The 20,820-nt window shown below is 61.9% G+C and carries 22 protein-coding genes; 12 read left to right on the top strand and 10 right to left on the bottom strand.

What is annotated here, in order from left to right:
* Nucleotides 1-9: 9 nt before the first annotated feature.
* Together EPK99_RS13065 and EPK99_RS13060 are read left to right on the top strand one after the other, a co-directional pair.
* Complete coding sequence (locus EPK99_RS13065) at nucleotides 10-1,401, top strand: M20/M25/M40 family metallo-hydrolase (RefSeq protein WP_128443531.1); 1,392 nt, start codon at nucleotides 10-12, stop codon at nucleotides 1,399-1,401.
* Nucleotides 1,402-2,096: 695 nt separating this feature from the next.
* Nucleotides 2,097-2,585, top strand: a complete 489-nt coding sequence (locus EPK99_RS13060; protein ID WP_128443530.1) for a YbaK/EbsC family protein — start codon at nucleotides 2,097-2,099, stop codon at nucleotides 2,583-2,585.
* Here the strand turns inward: EPK99_RS13060 and EPK99_RS13055 are convergent.
* The 5 genes from EPK99_RS13055 to EPK99_RS13035 form a co-directional block, all read right to left on the bottom strand.
* Nucleotides 2,582-2,938 (bottom strand): hypothetical protein, encoded by a 357-nt coding sequence (locus tag EPK99_RS13055; protein WP_128443529.1) that lies wholly within the window; start codon nucleotides 2,936-2,938, stop codon nucleotides 2,582-2,584. The two genes, EPK99_RS13060 and EPK99_RS13055, sit on opposite strands and share 4 nt — an antisense overlap.
* A gap of 69 nt (nucleotides 2,939-3,007) precedes the next feature.
* On the bottom strand, nucleotides 3,008-3,220 hold the full coding sequence (locus EPK99_RS13050; protein ID WP_128443528.1) for a hypothetical protein: 213 nt from the start codon (nucleotides 3,218-3,220) through the stop codon (nucleotides 3,008-3,010).
* 303 nt (nucleotides 3,221-3,523) lie between these two features.
* The gene (locus tag EPK99_RS13045; protein ID WP_128443527.1) at nucleotides 3,524-3,721 is read right to left on the bottom strand and encodes a hypothetical protein; all 198 of its coding nucleotides are present in this window, start codon (nucleotides 3,719-3,721) and stop codon (nucleotides 3,524-3,526) included.
* A 117-nt stretch (nucleotides 3,722-3,838) separates the two neighbouring features.
* On the bottom strand, nucleotides 3,839-4,075 hold the full coding sequence (locus EPK99_RS13040; protein ID WP_128443526.1) for a hypothetical protein: 237 nt from the start codon (nucleotides 4,073-4,075) through the stop codon (nucleotides 3,839-3,841).
* Nucleotides 4,076-4,157: 82 nt separating this feature from the next.
* Nucleotides 4,158-4,340 (bottom strand): hypothetical protein, encoded by a 183-nt coding sequence (locus EPK99_RS13035; RefSeq protein ID WP_128443525.1) that lies wholly within the window; start codon nucleotides 4,338-4,340, stop codon nucleotides 4,158-4,160.
* Nucleotides 4,341-4,565: 225 nt separating this feature from the next.
* On the opposite strand from EPK99_RS13035, the gene EPK99_RS13030 reads away from it, so the two are divergent.
* The 4 genes from EPK99_RS13030 (at nucleotide 4,566) to EPK99_RS13015 (ending at nucleotide 11,856) form a co-directional block, all read left to right on the top strand.
* On the top strand, nucleotides 4,566-7,049 hold the full coding sequence (locus EPK99_RS13030) for a transglycosylase domain-containing protein (protein WP_128443524.1): 2,484 nt from the start codon (nucleotides 4,566-4,568) through the stop codon (nucleotides 7,047-7,049).
* Nucleotides 7,050-7,255: 206 nt separating this feature from the next.
* Nucleotides 7,256-9,160: a molecular chaperone DnaK gene (gene dnaK, locus EPK99_RS13025; RefSeq protein ID WP_128443523.1), complete on the top strand. Its 1,905-nt coding sequence runs from the start codon at nucleotides 7,256-7,258 to the stop codon at nucleotides 9,158-9,160.
* 96 nt (nucleotides 9,161-9,256) lie between these two features.
* Nucleotides 9,257-10,387, top strand: a complete 1,131-nt coding sequence (dnaJ, locus tag EPK99_RS13020; RefSeq protein WP_128443522.1) for a molecular chaperone DnaJ — start codon at nucleotides 9,257-9,259, stop codon at nucleotides 10,385-10,387.
* A 293-nt stretch (nucleotides 10,388-10,680) separates the two neighbouring features.
* The gene (locus EPK99_RS13015) at nucleotides 10,681-11,856 is read left to right on the top strand and encodes a low temperature requirement protein A (RefSeq protein ID WP_128443521.1); all 1,176 of its coding nucleotides are present in this window, start codon (nucleotides 10,681-10,683) and stop codon (nucleotides 11,854-11,856) included.
* On the opposite strand, the gene EPK99_RS13010 is transcribed toward EPK99_RS13015, so the two are convergent.
* Together EPK99_RS13010 and EPK99_RS13005 are read right to left on the bottom strand one after the other, a co-directional pair.
* Nucleotides 11,857-12,063, bottom strand: coding sequence for a SlyX family protein (locus EPK99_RS13010; RefSeq protein ID WP_128443520.1), 207 nt, complete (start codon nucleotides 12,061-12,063; stop codon nucleotides 11,857-11,859). It lies immediately after the preceding gene.
* Nucleotides 12,060-12,593: a cupin domain-containing protein gene (locus EPK99_RS13005; protein WP_128443519.1), complete on the bottom strand. Its 534-nt coding sequence runs from the start codon at nucleotides 12,591-12,593 to the stop codon at nucleotides 12,060-12,062. The genes EPK99_RS13010 and EPK99_RS13005 overlap by 4 nt, the downstream gene beginning before the upstream one ends.
* Before the next feature lie 208 nt (nucleotides 12,594-12,801).
* Between EPK99_RS13005 and recF the strand changes: the two genes are divergently transcribed.
* The 3 genes from recF to EPK99_RS12990 are packed head-to-tail and all read left to right on the top strand — an operon-like array spanning nucleotide 12,802 to nucleotide 15,247.
* Entirely contained in the window at nucleotides 12,802-13,926 is a 1,125-nt protein-coding gene (gene recF / locus EPK99_RS13000; protein ID WP_128443518.1) for a DNA replication/repair protein RecF, read from the top strand.
* Nucleotides 13,927-13,964: 38 nt separating this feature from the next.
* Entirely contained in the window at nucleotides 13,965-14,762 is a 798-nt protein-coding gene (locus EPK99_RS12995) for a molybdopterin-synthase adenylyltransferase MoeB (RefSeq protein ID WP_128443517.1), read from the top strand.
* 2 nt (nucleotides 14,763-14,764) lie between these two features.
* Nucleotides 14,765-15,247 (top strand): GNAT family N-acetyltransferase, encoded by a 483-nt coding sequence (locus EPK99_RS12990; protein WP_128443516.1) that lies wholly within the window; start codon nucleotides 14,765-14,767, stop codon nucleotides 15,245-15,247.
* Here EPK99_RS12990 and EPK99_RS12985 read toward each other — a convergent pair whose 3' ends face one another.
* Nucleotides 15,248-16,252, bottom strand: a complete 1,005-nt coding sequence (locus tag EPK99_RS12985) for a 2-hydroxyacid dehydrogenase (protein WP_128443515.1) — start codon at nucleotides 16,250-16,252, stop codon at nucleotides 15,248-15,250. It abuts the gene before it with no gap.
* Between the two features lie 149 nt (nucleotides 16,253-16,401).
* Between EPK99_RS12985 and EPK99_RS12980 the strand changes: the two genes are divergently transcribed.
* Nucleotides 16,402-16,944: an SH3 domain-containing protein gene (locus EPK99_RS12980; RefSeq protein ID WP_128443514.1), complete on the top strand. Its 543-nt coding sequence runs from the start codon at nucleotides 16,402-16,404 to the stop codon at nucleotides 16,942-16,944.
* Nucleotides 16,945-16,962: 18 nt separating this feature from the next.
* Here EPK99_RS12980 and EPK99_RS12975 read toward each other — a convergent pair whose 3' ends face one another.
* Nucleotides 16,963-17,955 (bottom strand): adenosine kinase, encoded by a 993-nt coding sequence (locus EPK99_RS12975; protein WP_128443513.1) that lies wholly within the window; start codon nucleotides 17,953-17,955, stop codon nucleotides 16,963-16,965.
* 339 nt (nucleotides 17,956-18,294) lie between these two features.
* On the opposite strand from EPK99_RS12975, the gene EPK99_RS12970 reads away from it, so the two are divergent.
* Nucleotides 18,295-19,239 (top strand): AEC family transporter, encoded by a 945-nt coding sequence (locus tag EPK99_RS12970; protein WP_128443512.1) that lies wholly within the window; start codon nucleotides 18,295-18,297, stop codon nucleotides 19,237-19,239.
* A gap of 79 nt (nucleotides 19,240-19,318) precedes the next feature.
* Here EPK99_RS12970 and EPK99_RS12965 read toward each other — a convergent pair whose 3' ends face one another.
* Nucleotides 19,319-19,897 (bottom strand): c-type cytochrome, encoded by a 579-nt coding sequence (locus EPK99_RS12965; protein ID WP_128443511.1) that lies wholly within the window; start codon nucleotides 19,895-19,897, stop codon nucleotides 19,319-19,321.
* Nucleotides 19,898-20,047: 150 nt separating this feature from the next.
* Between EPK99_RS12965 and EPK99_RS12960 the strand changes: the two genes are divergently transcribed.
* Complete coding sequence (locus EPK99_RS12960; protein WP_128443510.1) at nucleotides 20,048-20,809, top strand: 3-deoxy-manno-octulosonate cytidylyltransferase; 762 nt, start codon at nucleotides 20,048-20,050, stop codon at nucleotides 20,807-20,809.
* Nucleotides 20,810-20,820: the final 11 nt, after the last annotated feature.

The following is a 20,820-nucleotide window of genomic DNA, read 5'->3' as shown; positions in this document are numbered from 1 at the left end:
GATATTTCCATGACCGATCTTTCCGCCGTTCTTGCCCGCGCCGATGAAAACATGCCCCAGAGCCTGGAAAGGCTCTTCGACCTCGTGCGCATCAAGTCTATTTCCACCGATCCTGCTTACAGCGCGGATTGCCGCAAGGCCGCCGAATGGCTGGCGGCCGAACTGAATGCACTCGGCTTCGAAGCCTCCGTTCGCGACACCACCGGCCATCCCATGGTCGTCGGGCATCATGCGGGGTCGAACGCGGATGCACCGCATGTGCTCTTCTACGGTCACTATGACGTCCAGCCGATCGACCCGATCGAGCTTTGGGAGGACGATCCGTTCGATTCGAAGCTCAAGGAGTTCGGCAACGGCCGCAAGGTCATCACCGGGCGCGGAACGGCGGACGACAAGGGGCAGTTGCTGACCTTCGTGGAAGCATGCCGCGCCTATAAGGACGTGCATGGCAGCCTGCCGGTACGGGTAACAATCCTGTTCGAGGGCGAGGAAGAATCCGGCTCGCCATCGCTGAAGCCCTTTCTCGACGCGCATGCCGAGGAGTTGAAGGCCGACTATGCGCTCGTCTGCGACACGGGCATGTGGGATGGCGAGACGCCGGCGATCACGGCCTCTCTGCGGGGACTGGTCGGGGAAGAAATCATCGTCAAGGCTGCGAGCCGCGACCTGCATTCGGGCATGTATGGCGGCGCTGCGGCCAATCCGATCCAGATCCTGTCCAAGATCCTCGCCGGGCTGCACGACGAAAACGGCCGTGTGACGCTGGAAGGCTTCTACGACGGTGTCGAGGAAACGCCCTCCAACCTTAAGGCATCGTGGGAAGCGATGACGGGCGGCGACGTTGATCTTCTGGAAGAGGTTGGTCTGTCTGAATTGTCGGGCGAGAAGGGCCGCTCCATACTGGAGCTTATCTGGGCGCGACCGACCTGCGAGTTCAACGGCATTACCGGCGGCTACACAGGCCAGGGCTTCAAGACGGTCATCGCCGCGCAGGCCTCGGCCAAGGTTTCCTGCCGGCTGGTAGGCGATCAGGACCCCGAAAAGATCCGCGCGAGCTTCCGCGCCTATGTCCGTTCGAAGATCCCGGCTGATTGCTCCGTGGAGTTCATCGAGCACGGCGGTTCGCCGGCTATCCAGCTCGGCTATGATTCGCCGCTGCTGACCAAGGCCAAGACAGCGCTGTCCGACGAGTGGCCGAAGCCGGCCGTGATCGTGGGCGTCGGTGGCTCTATTCCGATCGTCGGGGACTTCCAGAAGCTGCTCGGCATGGAATCCCTGTTGGTCGGCTTCGGCCTCAACGACGACCGGATTCACTCCCCCAACGAGAAATACGACCTGACCTCGTACCACAAGGGCATCCGGTCCTGGGCACGCATTCTCGCGGCGCTGGCCAAAAAGTAGAGGCCAACGAAACAGAAAGGGCTCCGCATTGCTGCGAAGCCCTTTCCTGCCTCACGCCTTTGCAGGCTACGGCTAAAACAAAAAGGCCGGGGCAAGCCCGACCTTTCCACTCCTATTCATGCGTGCCAGTACATCCGTGGTCACAGCCAAATAGGTCAGGCATTTCCGACGCGGCCGCTGACGACCCTTCCGGATCTGCGCGGCTCTAGCGATCATCATCCCAGTGAAAGGTTAACGCGTCGTTAACGCGACCTCGTCAACCGTCTCGGGATGGCACGGTTTCCCGTATTTACCTTTACCAGGTGAAGCGGCCGATAAACTTGCGCATCTTCACAAGATGCGCCGGAAACTCCATTAAGCCTGAAATGGGAAGCATTTGCTTTGATTACAAGCCCTGCCATGAGCGACTAGCCTCGAAGGTGTCAGGCTGGCTACGGCGCAGGCATTGCGCCAGAATACAGAAAGCCCGGCGCGGGAGGAGGTGCGCCGGGCTTCTGAAACTGACCAACAACCGGGAGGAGGAGGTGTTGTTGGTCCCATCGAGAGCACTGGGAGGAGGAGTGCGCCCTTCGATGGTTTGAAGATACGCGAATCACGCTTAAAAAACAGCCACGATTTCGCAGTGCAGCATTGCGTTTTTCGCATAGCTCTTGGAGGCTCTTGAATGAACGGAAAGTATAGGTCATTCTTGCGTCATGAGCCTCCAATCCGTCCGTGATTTCTTCGCCGTCTCAGCTCCCAATATCGACATCATCGTTACGCCGGAAAGTTCGGCGACAGTTGCGCTAGCCGCTCAGGCCCACGGGTGCGAACCCGCACAGATTGCCAAGACCATCTGCGCGCGCACCGGCGACCAGACCTTTCTCGTCGTCATGTCGGGCACGACGCGGCTAGACAACAGGAAATTCAAGGATCGCTTCGGCGCCAAGCCGCGCATGCTGGGTGGGGAAGAGGTGGCGGAGGTTACCGGCCACCCGATCGGCGGCGTCTGCCCCTTCGGGCTCGCAATGCCGTTGCAGGTCTATTGCGACCAGTCGCTGCGGCGATTTTCAGAGGTCGTCCCGGCTGCCGGCGCCATCAATGCTGCGGTCCGAATCAGTCCTGACCGTATGGCAGAGCTGACCGGCGCCGTTTGGATCGACGTCGGCCAGGATCTTATTTTAGAAGATGGCGCGGTCGCTTAGAACCGATCCGTCAGGTAGCGTTGATACCAGGACTGCTTGCTTTCTGCAGACGCGGTCGCCACGACGAAGCCCAACGCAAAGCCAAGTGCGCCGATCAGGGTAAACACTGTCGTGGTGGCGGCAGGATGTTCGCGGATCGTGTTGGCGACGGAACTTGCTTCGCTCGAAACATAGTCTGCCGCGACGCTGGCTTGCTTGGCGACCTTGTCATAGGCCTCGCCACCTCGATCGGCGATCAATTCGCGCAGGCTTGCGATTTCGGTCCGCAGACGGCTGATCTCGGTGCCATAGTCGGCACTGGACGGTTCGTGATCGAAAGATGGGGTCTTCAGGCTCTTCACGGGGTCTGCCATACTGGCCTCCTCAGTTGTTCAAAGAGGTCGGTCAACTTCCGAAAGGCAAATAGGTTCCCAAACCTGAGTTCAGCGGTTTTTAGCCAAGGCTTCCGCGATCGCCGAAAGCTGCTCTATTTCGCTAGAGCCCTTTTGAAGGGAATTGACCAGAATCAGGGCAAGCGCCTCGGCATCCGGACTGTCCTTTTCGATCTGATGCTCGGCACAGGTCTCATCGAAGACTTTCTGGAGGATATTCAGTTGATCCGGATTGACCGGATGACGGACCATCTGTGTAGGCATCACACGCTCCCAACCCCAAGTCTGGTCCCAACCCTCAAGTTTGGATCGAAGACCCTCCCCTTCCCTGGGACTCGCCGACGGCGAACATCTCATCCGGCGAGATACACTGGCTCAGCGCAGTCTTACCACAGCAGATCATGGGAGTCACTGATCTGCCTCAGTTTGAGTCACGCCTAATAAAATCGCAATAACAAATTAGGACGGGTGCGATTTAAGGGGTTTATCCCCAGCGGACAGCCCCTATCGGGTCACAAGGACGCGGCAATGCCATCGCCGGCCTAGGCGTGCGATGGCAGAACAAATTCACGCCATTCCTGCCGGATCGCCGATGGGTAGAAGTGCCGGATCAAGCGTCGGGTCCTGAGGGTTCTTGGTATCCGCCGGGTCCTGAGCGGGCGTCAGCGGCGGCTTTTCCTGCGTCCTGTCCGGAATTCCGTCGCTTGGCACAGGGCCGCGGGGCGTTTCCGGGCCTGGCGTGGGAAGCGGGTCACGATTGGGCATGACGATCTCCTTGCTTTGTTGCTCCCGACCCAACGACACAGCCTGATGATGGTTCCGCATGCAATCCGACGGACATGCCCTCCAGAAGCAGCTCACTCAAGCTCACGCGGCGCAAGACTACCAGAAACGAGAGCGATTTTTGGACGAGGAGCCCAGGGCATAGCCGATGGTCAAGGCGACCAGAGCCACGACGGCCAAAACCGATCCGGTCGCTGCCGGATGATCCGTTGCGTGGGCAACAACCATGCCCGCCTCATCGCGCGCGCGATCGGCAACGCTTCTGGCGCGGACGGAAACACTATCCGGATCAACAACATCGCCTGTAAAGCCGGCGGATAAAGCCTTGGCAGCCATAGGTCACTCCTTCTCGACAAAAAGGAACAACCCGCCGCAGAACCGTAAGGTTCCGCCCCTGGTCCGCAACTGCGCTTCGCCCCTACATCAGCTTTGACAAAGCCTCGTGGGTGAGAAAGACGTCCGTCTTGCCCGCCTCGTGCTCCGGATGACTGAACTCGTAAAGGCCGCGTTCAGGCATATCGAGAGCCTGCTTGACGCTGACCAGGCCCACGGCGATGCGTCGATCGCCCTTTCTGATGACTGCCTCCACAATCTTCTGCATGTCCTTCCCTCCTCCTCCAAGGTGGAATTCGGCAAAAACGTATCGTGCCTTTTTTTCTGAGGATGTACAGCCTGTTTTTCTTCCGCCTTCGGTGAACCCGGTCAATAAGCCAAGGTTTACGCCTCCTTAAATCGCCGCATTTACAGTTCAGTCGGGACCTGGGCGAGGTCATCACACAAGACCTGTTTTTGTTTCAGGCGAGCGACGGGGGTACGCCGGCTCATCATGGCTGCCAAGGAAAGATCGAACAAGCGTGTCGAACCGTCATTTGGCGGGTCGCGGGAGGCTGACGAGTTCCGCCTCGACGCGGACGAGCGGATCATTGGCAACGGCCGGCAGCCGGCGACGCGGAAGGCGCAGAGCCGGCCGATCCGGCGCGAGCCCGAGCCGGATGACGAGGCGGACGAGGTTCCCCGCAGGGCTTCGCGCGCCCGGAACCGCAAGCCGCAGCGCGGCTCCGGCGGGGGCTTCTTCGGTGGTATCCGTCGCCTCTTCTACTGGTGCGTCGTTCTTGGCATCTGGGGCGTGATCGGCGTCGGCGGCATTGTCCTTTATTACGGTGCCCGCATGCCGGCCGCCAGCACCTGGGCCATTCCCGACCGCCCGCCAAACATCAAGATCACCGCTGTCGATGGCTCGGTCATCGCCAACCGCGGATCGACAGGCGGAGAAGCCCTGGCGCTCGAGGAAATGTCGCCCTATCTGCCGCAGGCGGTCATCTCCATCGAGGATCGGCGATTCTACTCGCATTTCGGCGTCGATCCGTTGGGGCTTGCACGCGCCTTCGTCAACAATCTCACTGGACAGCCGATCCAAGGTGGCTCCACCATCACCCAGCAGCTCGCCAAGAACCTCTTCCTGTCGCCGGAGCGGACTTTCGAGCGCAAGATCCAGGAAGTGCTCCTCTCCTTCTGGCTTGAACACAAATTCACCAAGGACCAGATCCTGGCCATGTATCTGAACCGCGTCTTCTTCGGCTCGGGCGCCTATGGCGTGGAAGCGGCCTCGCGGCGCTATTTCAACAAGTCTGCCCGGGACGTGAGCCTTGGCGAAGCGGCGACGATCGCCGGCCTCCTCAAGGCGCCGTCGCGGCTTTCGCCCGCACGCGATCCGCAGGCGGCCGAGGCTCGTGCGCAGGTCGTGCTCGGGACCATGCGCGAGGAAGGCTATATCACCGACAGCGACCTCAAGACCGCCATGTCCCAGCCGCCGGCGAAAGCGAAGAGCAACTGGAACGGGGCGCAGCAATATGCGGCCGATATGGTGGTCGATGAGGTCAAGGGACTGATCGGCGAGCCGAAGACGGACGTGGTCGTCGAGGCGACTATCGATTCGCGGCTCGAGACGGCTGCCGACAAGGCACTGAACGACATCCTGAAGAAGGAAGGCGGCAAGCTCAACGCGTCCCAGGCCGCCCTGGTCACAGTCGATGCGACCGGTGCCATCCGGGCCGTGGTCGGCGGACGGGATTACGCGACCAGCCAGTTCAACCGCGCTTCGAAGGCTAAGCGCCAGCCGGGCTCGGCCTTCAAGCCTTTCGTGTATGCCGCGGCAATCGAAGCCGGGGATCGTCCCGATACGGTTCTCAACGACGCGCCGGTCAAGATCGGCAACTGGGCGCCCGAGAATTTCGACGAGAAGTTCCGCGGTCCGGTCACGCTTGTCTCTGCCTTTACCCAGTCGCTTAATACCATTGCGGCCCAGCTGGTCATGCAGGTCGGCCCGGACAAGGTGGTGAGCCTCGCCCACAGGCTGGGCGTCGATTCCGACATCCAGTCGAATGCCTCCATTGCGCTCGGAACGTCGGAAGTCTCGCTGGTGGAGCTGACCTCCGCTTATGCGGCCTTCATGAATGGCGGCTACAAGGCAAGCCCGCATATCGTCAAGCGAATCACCGACACGGACGGGAAGGTTCTCTACGAAGCGGACTATGCCAATCCGCCGCGCGTGCTGAGCGAGCCGGTTGCGGCGACCATGAACAGCATGATGAACCGTGTCGTCAACGAAGGCACGGGGCGTGCTGCCCGGCTCGACGGCTGGCAGGCGGCGGGCAAGTCCGGCACCACGCAATCCTTCCGCGACGCGCTCTTCGTCGGCTATACCAGCATCATGACCACCGGCGTCTGGTTCGGTAACGACGACGGCAGCTATATGAAGAAGGTGACGGGCGGCGGTCTGCCGGCCAAGGCCTGGAAGGAATACATGACGGCAGCGCTGAAGGGCTACAGCCCGACCCCGCTGTTCGGCACCAATCGCGGGCTGGACCTGCCTCCGGCTGCCGCTCCGCCGGCGCAAGAGAGCCCGTCCACGACGATCGGCGACATCATTTCCGGCATCCTACCGGGCGTCGGGAGACACAGGCAGGAAGAGCTTCCGCCGGATTATCCGCCAGCGCCGCGGCCGCCAGGCGACGATTCGGCTGCCGTCGATCCTGGAAGGGTGACCCCTCGGCGCGCCTACCCTGCCGATCCGCAATATGAGGAACAGCAGCCGCCTCCCCGGGCGCGCGATCGCTATGGCAATACGGTTCCACCGGCCGATGTGCCGGTGCGGGATTACCGGACCTATCGCGGGCCGCACGATTCGTCTGGACCGGTGCCGCCGGGCGATGTAGGAGGCGGACCCGTGCCGCCCGGCGATATCGGACAGGGGAGCACTGGCCGGGAAGGCCGCCGCACCACGCTTCTGGACATTCTGACGGGCCAGTAGCTCTGCCGGCAGATACGACGCGGACCAACTCGGTTTTTTGCTTCGCCGCAGTGAAATTGCTGCCTTGCAGAGGGAAAAACCCGTCCTTATATACGCCACATGACCGCAGCGGATGCTGCGATAATCAAAAGACCATCCAAGTCGAGGAACCGTCCGCGGAATGCCTTCAGGGGGTTTCGACGGTTCGCTTAAAGGAGAGAGAAGACATGGCAAAAGTAATTGGCATCGACCTTGGCACCACCAATTCCTGCGTCTCCATCATGGACGGCAAGGACGCGAAGGTGATCGAGAACGCCGAAGGCGCGCGTACCACACCTTCAATGGTCGCATTTACCGAAGACGGCGAACGCCTCGTCGGCCAGCCGGCCAAGCGCCAGGCCGTGACCAACCCAACCAATACGCTCTTTGCGGTCAAGCGCCTGATCGGCCGCCGCTATGAAGATCCGACCGTCGAAAAGGACAAGGGTCTCGTTCCCTTCGACATCGTCAAGGGCGACAATGGCGACGCCTGGGTCAAGGCTCAGGGCAAGGGCTATTCGCCTGCACAGATTTCCGCGATGATCCTTCAGAAGATGAAGGAAACGGCCGAATCCTATCTCGGCGAGAAGGTCGAAAAGGCCGTCATCACCGTACCGGCCTACTTCAACGACGCACAGCGTCAGGCCACCAAGGATGCCGGCCGCATCGCCGGTCTCGAAGTTCTGCGCATCATCAATGAGCCGACGGCAGCAGCGCTTGCCTACGGTCTCGACAAGAAGGACGGCAAGACCATCGCTGTCTACGACCTTGGCGGCGGCACGTTCGATATTTCGGTTCTTGAAATCGGCGACGGCGTCTTCGAGGTGAAGTCCACCAATGGCGACACCTTCCTCGGCGGTGAAGACTTCGACATGCGTCTGGTTCAGTACCTTGCCGACGAGTTCAAGAAGGACACCGGCATCGACCTGAAGAACGACAAGCTTGCCCTGCAGCGCCTCAAGGAAGCTTCCGAAAAGGCCAAGATCGAGCTGTCGTCTTCGCAGCAGACCGAAATCAACCTGCCCTTCATCACGGCTGACGCGTCCGGTCCGAAGCACCTGACGATGAAGCTGACCCGCGCCAAGTTCGAAAGCCTGGTCGATGATCTCGTCCAGCGCACGGTCGCGCCTTGCAGGGCCGCCCTCAAGGATGCCGGCGTCACTGCAGCCGAGATCGATGAAGTCGTTCTGGTCGGTGGCATGAGCCGCATGCCGAAGGTTCAGGAAATCGTCAAGCAGCTGTTCGGCAAGGAACCCCACAAGGGCGTCAACCCGGATGAAGTCGTTGCCATGGGTGCGGCCATCCAGGGCGGCGTTCTGCAGGGCGACGTCAAGGACGTTCTGCTGCTCGACGTGACCCCGCTGTCGCTCGGCATCGAAACGCTCGGCGGCGTCTTCACCCGCCTGATCGACCGCAACACGACGATCCCCACCAAGAAGAGCCAGACCTTCTCGACCGCCGAGGACAACCAGTCGGCCGTGACGATCCGCGTGTCGCAGGGCGAGCGTGAAATGGCTGCCGACAACAAGCTGCTCGGCCAGTTCGACCTCGTCGGCCTGCCGCCGTCGCCGCGCGGCATGCCGCAGATCGAAGTGACCTTCGACATCGACGCCAACGGCATCGTTCAGGTTTCGGCCAAGGACAAGGGCACCGGCAAGGAACAGCAGATCCGCATTCAGGCTTCCGGCGGTCTGTCGGACGCCGAGATCGAGAAGATGGTGAAGGACGCCGAAGCCAATGCCGAGACGGACCGGAAGCGTCGTGCCGGTGTCGAAGCGAAGAACCAGGCCGAAAGCCTGATCCACTCGACCGACAAGTCGCTGCAGGAATATGGCAGCAAGGTTTCCGAAACCGACCGCAAGTCGATCGAGGACGCCCTTGCTTCGCTGAAGTCGGCAGTCGAGGCTTCCGAGCCAGACGCCGACGACATCCAGGCCAAGACGCAGACCCTCATGGAAGTTTCCATGAAGCTCGGTCAGGCCATCTATGAGCAGCAGCAGGCCGAAGGCGCGTCCGCCTCCGAAGGCGGCAAGGACGACGGTGTCGTCGATGCCGACTACGAAGAAATCAAGGACGACAAGAAGTCGGCTTAATCCTTGGTTGCCTGAGGCTGACGCCTCAACCATAGTTGACCAAAGTAACCGGCTGCCATCGTGCAGCCGGACCCCTTTCCGGAGCCGGTTCACTCGATGGCAAAAGCTGACTTTTACGAAATTCTGGGCGTCGGCAGGACAGCTGACGAGAAGGAGCTGAAAAGCGCCTTCCGTAAGCTCGCCATGAAATTTCATCCGGACAAGAATCCTGGTGATCACGAGGCCGAGAAGAAGTTCAAGGAACTCAACGAAGCCTATGAGACCCTGAAGGATCCGCAAAAGCGGGCGGCTTATGACCGCTTCGGCCATGCGGCCTTCGAACAGGGCGGCATGGGCGGCGGCGGGTTCTCCGGCGGTGCCGGTGCCGGCGGTTTCTCCGACATCTTCGAGGATATCTTCGGCGAGATGATGGGCGGCGGACGGGCACGACGCTCCTCCGGCGGACGCGAGCGCGGCGCCGATCTCCGCTACAACATGGAAATCACGCTCGAAGAAGCCTATGCGGGCAAAACCGCGCAGATCCGTGTGCCCACCTCGATCACCTGCGACGTCTGTTCCGGCTCGGGCGCCAAGCCCGGCACTCAACCGAAGACTTGTGGCACCTGCCAGGGTTCCGGCCGCGTGCGCGCATCACAAGGCTTCTTTTCGGTCGAACGCACCTGCCCGACCTGCCACGGCCGCGGCCAGACGATCAGCGATCCGTGCAGCAAGTGCCACGGCCAGGGCCGCGTCACCGAAGAGCGTTCGCTGTCGGTGAACATTCCGGCTGGCATCGAAGACGGCACGCGCATCCGGCTGCAGGGCGAAGGCGAAGCCGGCGCACGCGGCGGCCCGGCGGGCGATCTCTACATATTCCTGTCGGTCAAGCCGCATGAGTTCTTCCAGCGCGATGGCGCCGATCTCTATTGCATGGTGCCGATCTCGATGACGACCTCTGCATTGGGCGGCACATTCGACGTTGCGACGCTGGACGGATCGAAGTCCCGCGTCACGGTGCCGGAAGGCACACAGGCCGGCAAGCAGTTCCGTCTCAAGGGCAAGGGCATGCCGGTGCTGCGGTCGTCGCAGACAGGCGACCTCTATATCCAGATCCAGATCGAGACGCCGCAGAAGCTGACCAAGCGCCAGCGTGAACTGCTGCAGGAGTTCGAGGAGATTTCCTCGAAGGACAACAATCCGGAATCGACCGGCTTCTTTGCCCGCATGAAGGAATTCTTTGAGGGGTGAGGAGCGGTTCGCGTAGCGAAGCAGTCGCTCCAGTGGAGCGATTGCAGCGACGAACGCGCCGAGCCTTAGCGAGGGGCCGGGGTCGGAGACCAGGAGCGGTTCGCGTAGCGAACTGAAGCGAAGGGCCGTGCGGCTAGGGCGCCCTTCTTCCCGATGCTTGATCCCATCGTCTTCGGCCGGAGGTTGATCTCGATCAATCCCGTGTGGCGCGGATCATGACTTTCTTGCGTGCATCTTCGCCCTCCAAAATCTCTCGGTGTGCCCTATCTAGCCTCATCCACCAAGGAGGGCACATGGCCGACAGCACACATCATTGGCTTCGCAAGGACGATCAGGATTCGACCAAGGCGAGCTTTCCCGAGCTGTTCTTCGACCTCGTCTTCGTGTTCGCGCTGATCCAGCTGTCCGAGACGCTGGCGCAGGACTTCACATTCGGGATCGCGGCCAAGGCCTTGCTGTTCATCTTCGCACTGTGGTGGGTCTGGATCCACACGACCTGGGTGACGAACCTCCTGGATGCGGAAGTCGTCGCCGTTCGGCTGATGCTGTTTTCGCTGATGTTTCTCGGCATCGTGCTGGCGATCGCCCTGCCGCGGGCGTTTACCGATCTCGGCCTGGTCTTCGCGCTTGCCTATTCCGCCATGCAGCTCGGCCGGTCGCTGTTTGCGCTCTACGCCTTTCACGGCACGGACGAACAGTCCTTCCGCACCTTCTTCAGGATCACCATCTGGATCGCGGTCTCCTGCGTCCTGTGGATCGCTGGCGGCTTGGCAGATCCTCAGCTGCGCATCTATCTGTGGGTTACGGCGCTCATCATCGAGTATGTTGGACCGCTTGTGCGCTATCGCCTGCCGGGACTGGGGGCTGCCCCGCCCGAAACACTCGACATCAAAGGCGAGCATCTTGCCGAACGATCAGCACTCTTCGTTATCATCGCACTTGGCGAAACCATCCTGACCACGGGCAAGATCGCCTCTGCCCATCTCGAGCAGGACGGGACCCCCCTCATCCTCGCCTCCGCGTTCCTGTCCACGGTCCTGATGTGGTGGATCTATTTTCACGACGGGCAGGAGCAGGCATCGGACAAGGCGGAAGACAGCGAGGCGCCGCAGCGGACGGCCCAGCATCTGTTCGTCTACGGCCACCTGCCGATCGTCGCCGGCATCATTCTCACGGCAGTGGGCGAGGATTTCGCCATATCCCATCCGGACGAACGCGGATCGCTCGGCCATGCCCTGGCATTGCTGGGCGGTCCGATACTGTTTCTCGGCGGAGCAGCCTGGATGAAATGGATCGCGTCGCATATCCTGCCGCCCTCGCACCTGACCGGCATGCTGGCGCTTGGCGGCTGCCTCCTCATCTCCTCGCTCATACCCAATTACGGCATCCAGATGCTGGCCAACGGCGTTCTGCTGATGGTGGCGGTCTGGGAGTATATTGCACTGAAATACAGCCGCTCGGCCGCCTGATCAGTAATGCGGAGGCCTGGTGATCGCCGGGGCTTCCAGCGACGTCTCCTCCAGCGACAGGAAACGCTCCGTCAGCCGGTCCAGCTTGGCGCGCGTCTGTTCCAACAGCTTCCATTGCTCGGCGAGCTGATCGGACAGTTCCTCGATCACCTTGGCCTGGTGGGCGGCCAGTTCCTCGATCCTGACCAGTCTTGCCTCGTCACTCATGCCCCATCTCCTCGGACCTGCTTGTCTTCCTTCCATGCACGCACCGCGTCCGGCATGCCGTCATGGGGTCCAAGCGAGCGCGCGGGCGCATCCTCCCACCAATCGGACCGAAGCGCCTTTCTCTCCAGGTTCCTGGGATAGACGATACGGTTATCCGTCTTGGCGGTCTCACCTACTATAAGAAGGTGCACCTCCTGCTGCGAATCGTTGATGAAGGTATGCGCAATGCCGGTTCCGGCGGGAAAACCGACCGAGTCCCCTGGCGCCAGACGATGCAGGTCGCCATCCAGCCAGACGTCCGGCGTTCCTTCCAGCACGTAGACGAACTCCTCTTCCGCGCTTTCCGCATGGGGAAAAGAGGTGCGGCGCCCGGGCGGCAGTCGCACATGGTGGATACCAATTCGAGTAAGGCCGAAATGCCGGGCCAGCGGCGCGCCAAATCCCATCCGTTCGTCATCGCCGTCATAGTGCCCTTCCTCAGGCTCCTCGATCTCGCTCCAGTGACGAATGCAATCCGGCCTGTCGTTCATGGCATGCTCCTCTTTCGGAGGTGGCACCCTACTCGACGGCACGTCACCGGTCCATGGCAGGTGATGGAGAGAACCGACGCCGGCGGCATGATCGACGACGCGTTTCGGCCTGCAACACGGACCCAAAGCGGCCGCGTGAACGGCAGCGCTTGCCTTTCTCGCCTCAAAACTCTAGCTGCACTCAGTAGCGACACTCCTTCGAGTCCCGATGGCTGACAAGACTTCCCTTTCCCGCCTGAACCTCACCGACTTCCGTAATTATGCGGAAGCGTCACTGAGGCTCGACAGCCGGCATGTGGTGCTGACCGGCGAGAACGGCGCGGGCAAGACCAATCTTCTGGAGGCCGTTTCCTTTCTGTCGCCTGGGCGGGGATTGCGCCGCGCCGTCCTTGCGGACGTTACCCGCGTCGGCGCTCCCGGCGGCTTCGCAATCTTCGCAGAGATCGACGGAATGGAAGGCGAGGTGTCGGTCGGCACCGGAATCGAGACGGCCGAGGGCGAGACCGTGACCCGCAGGCTCCGGATCAACGGCACGCCGGCCAGATCGACGGAAGAGCTGACGGACCATCTCAGCGTTCTCTGGCTGACGCCCTCGATGGATGGGCTCTTTACCGGCACGGCCGGCGACCGCCGCCGCTTTCTCGACAGGCTCGTGCTTTCGCTCGATCCATCGCATGGGCGCCGCGTCAGCGATTTCGAGCGCACCATGCGCAGCCGCAACCGGCTTCTCTCCGAGGGCCGCTTCGATCCTTCCTGGCTGTCGGCGATCGAGGCGCAGATGGCAGGCCTCGGCATTGCCATGGCCGCGGCCCGGCAGGAAATGCTAGGGCTGCTGCGCCAGCTTTCCGCGCAGAACGGCGATACGCCCTTCCCGACGCCTTCGCTGGCGCTCAAAGGTTTCCTGGACGAGGGCATGGATCGGCCCGCCGCCGATCTGGAAGACGATTACCGGGCCATGCTGGAGGCCGAGCGTTACCGCGACGCGGCCGCCGGCCGCACGCTGGAAGGTCCGCACCGGGCGGATCTGCTGGTGCGCCACCGCGAAAAGGATATGGAGGCCGAGCGTTGCTCCACGGGCGAGCAGAAGGCGCTGCTGATCGGCCTTGTGCTTGCGCATGCGCGGCTGACCGCCGACATGACCGGTTATGCGCCTGTGCTGCTGCTGGACGAAATTGCCGCCCATCTCGACGAGGGGCGGCGGGCTGCCCTGTTCGACCTGATCGACGGGCTCGGCGGCCAATCCTTCATGACCGGCACGGACCGTCAGATGTTTTCCTCGCTCGCCGAGCGCGCGCAATTCTTCACCGTCTCCCATGGCGGCATCGGCGGATGATGCTTACACGGTGCTGACGGCGGTGCTATGATCGGCCCATGGACAATCTGACGCCGGACGAAATTTCCTTTCCGCTCTCCGCAGACGAGATCGAGCGCTATCGCCGGCATATTCTCTTGCCGGAAATCGGCGGCGGCGGACAGCAGAAGCTGAAGAGCGCCCGCGTGCTGGTGATCGGCGCGGGCGGGCTCGGTGCGCCCATCCTCGAATATCTGGCCGCGGCCGGCATCGGTACGCTGGGCATTGTGGACGACGACCGGGTATCGCTCTCCAACCTGCAGCGGCAGGTGATCCACGATACCGGTACGATCGGCGAGATGAAGACGAAAAGCGCTCGGGAGGCGATCGCTCGGCTCAATCCGCATGTGCGGGTGGTCGATTACGAGGACCGCTTCTCGGCGGATTGGGCTGCCCATCATCTGCAGCGCTTTCAGGTCGTGGTGGACGGCTCCGACAATTTCGATACGCGCTATGCGGCGGCCGATTCTGCCGAACAGGCCCGCATCCCTTTGGTGACGGGTGCCGTTGGCCGGTTCGACGGCTCGCTGACCGTGCTGATGCCCTACGAGACGGGCGCCGATGGCATGCTGCTTCCCGGCTACCGCGACCTGTTTCCGGAAAAGCCGCCCGAAGGACTGGTGCCGTCCTGCGCGGAAACCGGCGTGGTCGGCGCGCTGACGGGGGTGATCGGTACGCTGATGGCGATGGAAACGATCAAGCTGCTCACCGGCATCGGCGATCCACTCCTGGGCAGGCTGATGCTTTACGATGCGCTTGGCGCCCGCTTCGACATCATCAAGTATCGGCGCCGCACTCCAAAGGCAGCGGCCGAGTGAAGATGGCCGATTCGATCGAGATCGTACGCATCGATGGCTGCTTCCACCGGTGGGGCGACCTGCTGGCGCTCATTCTCTCTTCCTTCGCCTATATGGATGGGGTCGTCGACCCGCCTTCCTCGGCTCATCGGCTGACAGCAGCTTCGCTTGCACAAAAGGCCTGCGACGAGATCGCCTTCGTCGCACTGGAGGACGCAAATCTGGTGGGCTGCGTATTCTTCCGCCCGGAGCCAGGATTTCTCTATATCGGAAAGCTGGCGGTCTCTCTCGACTACCAGGGCAAGGGGATCGGCCGCCTGCTGCTTAGCGTCGCCGAGGACCTGGCACGCGAGATGCGGCTGCCGGCGCTCCGGCTTGAAACCCGCATCGAACTCACCAGCAATCACCAGACTTTCGGGCGATGGGGCTTCGTGAAGACCGCCGAGAACTCCCATGCAGGTTTCGACCGGGCTACCTCGATCGAGATGCAGAAGCGGCTCGCCTGATCAGTTGCGGCCAGGCAGGACGCGGTTCGGCGGGCGATGGCCGTCGAAAAAGGTGCGGATGTTGATAATGACCTTGTCACCCATCTCGATCCGGCCCTCGATCGTCGCGGAGCCCATGTGCGGCATCAACACGACCCGACCTTCCTTTGCGAGCTTCAGCAGCTTCGGATTGACCGACGGCTCGTTCTGGTAGACGTCGAGCCCGGCACCGGCAATGCGTTGATCGCGCAACAGCTGGATCATCGCTGCTTCATCGATGATGTCGCCGCGCGCCGTGTTGACGATGATCGAGGTCGGCTGCATCAGGGCCAGCCGCCTTGCCGACAGAAGATGGAAGGTCGCAGGCGTCGAGGGGCAGTTGACGGAAACCACGTCCACCCGCGCCAGCATCTGGTCGAGGCTGTCCCAGTAGGTCGCCTCCAGCTCCTCCTCGGTTGCCGGATTGACGCGCTTGCGGTTGTGGTAGTGGATCGACAGGCCGAACGCCTTGGCGCGCCGGGCAACGGCGGTGCCGATGCGGCCCATGCCGACAATGCCGATACGCTTGCCCCAGATCCTGCGGCCGAGCATCCAGGTCGGGCTCCAGCCGCTCCAGTCGCCGGGGTGATCGGTCAATACTCGGGAGCCTTCCGTCAGCCGACGGTTGACGGCAAGGATGAGCGCCACGGTCATGTCGGCGGTGTCTTCGGTCAGCACGTTCGGCGTGTTGGTGACGGTGATGCCCTGTCTTGCCGCTGCATCCACATCGATATGGTCCGTGCCGTTGGAGAAGCTGGCGATCAGCTTCATCTGCGGGCCGGCTTGCGCAATCAGTGCCTCGTCAATCCTGTCGGTGACGGTCGGGACCAGAACGTCCACGCTCCGAATCGCTGTGATAAGCTCATCTCGCGTGCGCGGCGTGTCGTCGATATTGAGCTCGGCGTCGAACAGCTCGCGCATCCGGGTTTCGACCGCGTCGGGCAGTTTGCGGGTGATGTAGACCTTGGGTTTTTTCTTGGCCGTCATGTCGTTCGGAGCGCCTTTAGATGTCCTTAACCAAGTCACGCGATATTCGGTTCATCCAGGGCGTTATCTACCAGACCCGCCAGCGAAGACAAATGAAACCTCGCGGGGGTGGCCGACATGCTCTTTGGGCCTCAGCCGGAACGACAGCCATGCGCATCGCTACCTTTACCGTCCTTTTCACGCTCTCCTTCGGTGTCCTGGCAGGCCTGTCGGTGGTCGACAACGCCTATGCCCAAGGCGCGGCCAAGGGTGCAAGCGGCCTGCCGCTGCCGCGATTCGTCAGCCTGAAATCGAGGAAGGTCAATATCCGCATCGGCCCGAGCACGGATTATGCCGTGTCCTGGATGTACATGAAGGCGGGAACGCCGATGGAGATCATCCAGGAATACGACAATTGGCGGCGTGTCCGCGATGCCGAAGGCACGGAAGGCTGGGTCAACCAGGCGCTGCTGTCGGGCGAGCGCACGGCGATTGCCGCACCGTGGATGCGCGGCAAGGGCAAGGACGTCTATGTCAACCTGCGGCGCGATCCGCAGGCGACGGCCAGCGTCGTCGCAAAGCTCGAGCCGGGCGTGATGATCAAGATCAATGAGTGCAACGGCGAATGGTGCCAGGCAGAGGCCGACGGCACCAAAGGCTGGCTTGCGCAAGGCGAGATCTGGGGCGCCTATCCCGGCGAGGCCTTCAAGTAAGGCTTTCCCGAAAGGCCTTCAAATAAGGCCTTCGCGTTCGGCCGCTTCCTTCAACGACACCATGGGGCGCGGACCTATCTGCTGGATGCAGATGGCGGCCGCGAGGCAGCCGACCTTACCGCAGATGTCGAGCGGCATGTCTTGGGTATAGCCGAACAGGAAGCCCGCCGCGAAGAGATCGCCTGCTCCTGTCGTATCGACCAGTTCCCGGATCGGGTAGGCATCAATCTTCAGGCGCTCCGCTCCGCGCACGATGACGGCACCTTCTTCGCTCAGGGTGACGCAGGCGAGCTTGCAGTCCTGCGCGATCCTGTCGAGCGCGGCGTCCAGATCCTCCGTCTCGTAGAGGGACAGTGCCTCCTCCCGGTTGGCGAAGACGATGTCCACCGTGCCGGACCGCATCAAATCCAGGAATTCCGCCCGATAGCGGCCGACGCAGAAGGGATCGGACAGTGTCATCGACACCTCGCGACCATGTGCATGGGCGATGCGGGCAGCCTCGCGGATTGCGTCCTTGGCGCGCGGCGGATCCCAGAGGTAGCCCTCGAAATAGGTAACCTTGGCACCCGCCACCACATCCTCTTCCACATGCTCGGGGCCAAGCTCGATGCAGGCGCCGAGAAAGGTGTTCATGGAGCGCTCGCCGTCCGGCGTCACGAAGATCATGGAGCGGGCGGTCGGCGGGGCCACGCCTTCCGGCCTGGTCTGGTAATGGACGCCCTGGGCGCGGATGTCGTGCTGGAAGATCCGGCCGAGCTGGTCTTCGGCGACCTTTCCGAAATAGGCAGCACGGGCACCGAAGCCTGCAATGCCGGCCGCCGTGTTGCCGGCCGACCCGCCGGAGGCTTCGACCGCCGGCCCCATCTTGGCATAGAGAAGTTCGGCGCGCTCGGCGTCGATCAGGTTCATGGCGCCCTTGATGATCGCGTTCTCGTCCAGGAAATCGTCGTCGCAACGGGCAAGAATATCCACAATGGCATTGCCGATGGTGAGAACGTCAAATTGAGCCATGTCGTCGCTGATCCCTCTGCGTAGCCGGAAATGGGTATGCGGCTTTACGTGAGATTGGAAGCGGCAAAACAAGGCAAGCGTGCAGATTCTGCGGTCACGTCATCGTCGCGTCATTTTCGATTGCTATCCGTTGGCCATCCGAACTCGGGCCGACCACGGATGAACTGGCGGCAGACGGCGGAACCTGGCAGGACCAGGAGGGAAAGCGGGGCATGACCCCGCTTTTTTGTTGTCCCGCAGGGCAAGACGCCGGCGCTCAAAGGTCAATGCAGACGCACGGGTTTGTTGGCGTTGATCATATGCGCTAGAACCAATCACCTTTCCTTGCAGAGCATGCCCGTGACAGCCGTCCTTACCAACGTCGTTCCTGTTTTCCTTCTCATCCTGATCGGCTGGACCGTCGCACGGATCGGGCTGCTGAAGCAGGAGACGGGGGATGCGCTTGGCGAATTCGTCTTCAAGATCGCCGTGCCGATGCTGATCTTCCGGACGCTGGCGGACGCGCATTTCGAGGGTGCTTCGCCGCTCCCCCTCTGGACGGCCTATTTCATCGGCGTCGCGGTTACATGGGCGGCCGGTCATTTTCTGGCGAAGGTGCTTTTTCGCCGCGACGCCAAGATCAGTGTCATTGCCGGCATGTCCTCCTCCTTCGCCAATAATGTCTTCATCGGCCTTCCGCTGGTAGCCCATATGGTCGGCAAAGAAGGCCTTGTGGCAGTCTCGATCCTGCTCGTCATTCATCTGCCGATCATGATGATCGTCGGCACCATTCTCATGGAGGGAGCCTCCGCCCGCGTCGATGGCGGACAGGCCCGCGGCCTTGGCCCGGTGTTGAAACAGGTGGGAAGCAATCTCGCCCGCAATCCGCTGGTGATCGCACTGGTGATCGGGGTGATCTTCAACTTCCTTGGTCTCTCCCTGAACACGGCCGTGGCGACCGTCATAGACCAGCTCGCGGCGTCTGCCGGACCGGCAGCACTGGTCTCGATCGGCATGGCTCTGACGCGCTATCCTATCCGGGGCGATATCGGACTATCCGCCGGCGCCGCGGTCCTGAAGCTTGCTCTGATGCCGACCGCGGTGTTTCTGGCGAGCAATATGCTGGGCCTGCCGCATGACTGGCGGGCGGCACTGGTGCTCACCTCCTCGGTTCCGACGGGTATCAATGCCTGGCTGATCGCACAGCGCTTCCGGTCGGGCCAGAGCCTTGCCGCCTCCGTCATCAGCATCACCACAGCCTTCGGCGTGCTGACCGTCAGTTTCTGGGCGTGGGTACTGTCATAAAGCGCCAGCTTGGCTGCTTGCTGCAAACGAAAAACGCCCGGGATGAACCGGGCGCCGATCTTGTCTGCTGACTTCAAGCTTAATTTGTTGCCGGCGGCGGCGCATTCGGGTCCGGAAGCGCGACCGGCGTATCGGCCAGCGTGCGCAGATAGGCGATCAAATTGGCGCGTTCCTCGTCCTTCTTGAGACCGGCAAAGCCCATGGCCGTGCCTTTCACATAGTTCTTCGGAGCCGTCAGGAAGTGGTTGAGGTGATCGAAAGTCCAGTGTTCCGACCCGCCCTTGGAAAAATCCTTCATGGCCGCGGAATAGGCAAAGCCTTCATGCGAAGCCACTGGCCGGTCTACCACGCCCCAAAGATCTGGGCCGACCTTGTTCGGTCCCCCCTTCTCGCCGGAATGACAGGCCTGACACTTCTTGAAGGTCGCTTCGCCGGCCTTGGCATCGGCTTTGACCAGAAGCTGGGCGATCGGAACGGCGGCGGGCGCTGCTTCCCCGGCCCCGGCTTCCCCAGCGGTCGGTTCAGCTGCAACGATGGCAAAGCCTTCCTTTTCAGGAACTGCCGAATGGAAAATTCCCTCCGACGCGATTGAAACAGACATCATCACAAAGACGGTGGCCAGCAGGGCACCCACCGCCATGTTCACATAGGCGTTCATCCGCAATCGCTCCCTTCCCAACCGCTTCGTCAAGCGGACACCTTGAATTCGCGCGAAACCTATGTCTTTTGCATTAGGCTTGCAACACGAATAATCGTCCCGTGGTTGAGACGTTTTGCCACTGTTTTCGCGGGATTAGAAGGGTCTTTCATGAAGAATCCAGCTTTCGGGCGCACGCTGGTGTTGATCCCTGCTCGGATGGCGTCAACCCGCCTGCCGGGCAAACCCCTGGCTGATATTGCCGGCCTGTCGATGATCGTGCAGGTAGCAAAACGAGCGAAGGAAGCCGAGGCCGGGCGAATCATCGTCGCGGCGGACCACCAGGACATTGTCGACGCGGTAACCGCCGCTGGGTTCGAGGCGGTGATGACCCGCACGGACCACCAATCCGGCTCGGACAGGATCTTCGAAGCGGTCCAGAAGGTCGACCCCGACGCCAGCATGGAATTCATCATCAACGTCCAGGGCGACCTGCCGACGATCGAGCCGGAAGCCGTGCGCGCCTCGCTTCGCCCGCTTCAGGACAATGCGTCGACGGACATCGCCACGCTGACGGTGGAGATCACCGACGAGCACGAGAAGACCAATCCGAACGTCGTCAAGATCGTCGGCTCGCCCTTGTCCGCCACGCGGCTCAAGGCGCTTTACTTCACCCGCGCCACCGCCCCTTTCGGCAAAGGGCCGCTCTACCACCATATCGGCCTTTACGCCTATCGGCGTGCGGCCCTTGAGAAGTTCGTCTCGCTCGGGCCTTCAGTGCTGGAAAAGCGCGAATCACTGGAGCAGTTGCGGGCGCTCGAGGCCGGCATGCGGATCGACGCGGAGATCGTTGACTCGGTGCCGCTCGGTGTCGATACTCCGGCCGATCTCGAAAAGGCCCGCGCCATCCTGTCCGCCAGAGCCACTTCCTAACGGATATTACC

Source organism: Neorhizobium lilium (genome assembly GCF_004053875.1).
GTDB classification, from domain to species: Bacteria; Pseudomonadota; Alphaproteobacteria; order Rhizobiales; family Rhizobiaceae; genus Neorhizobium; species Neorhizobium lilii.
Note: the sequence above shows the minus strand (reverse complement) of the source record. Positions and strands in the feature narration are given on the sequence as shown.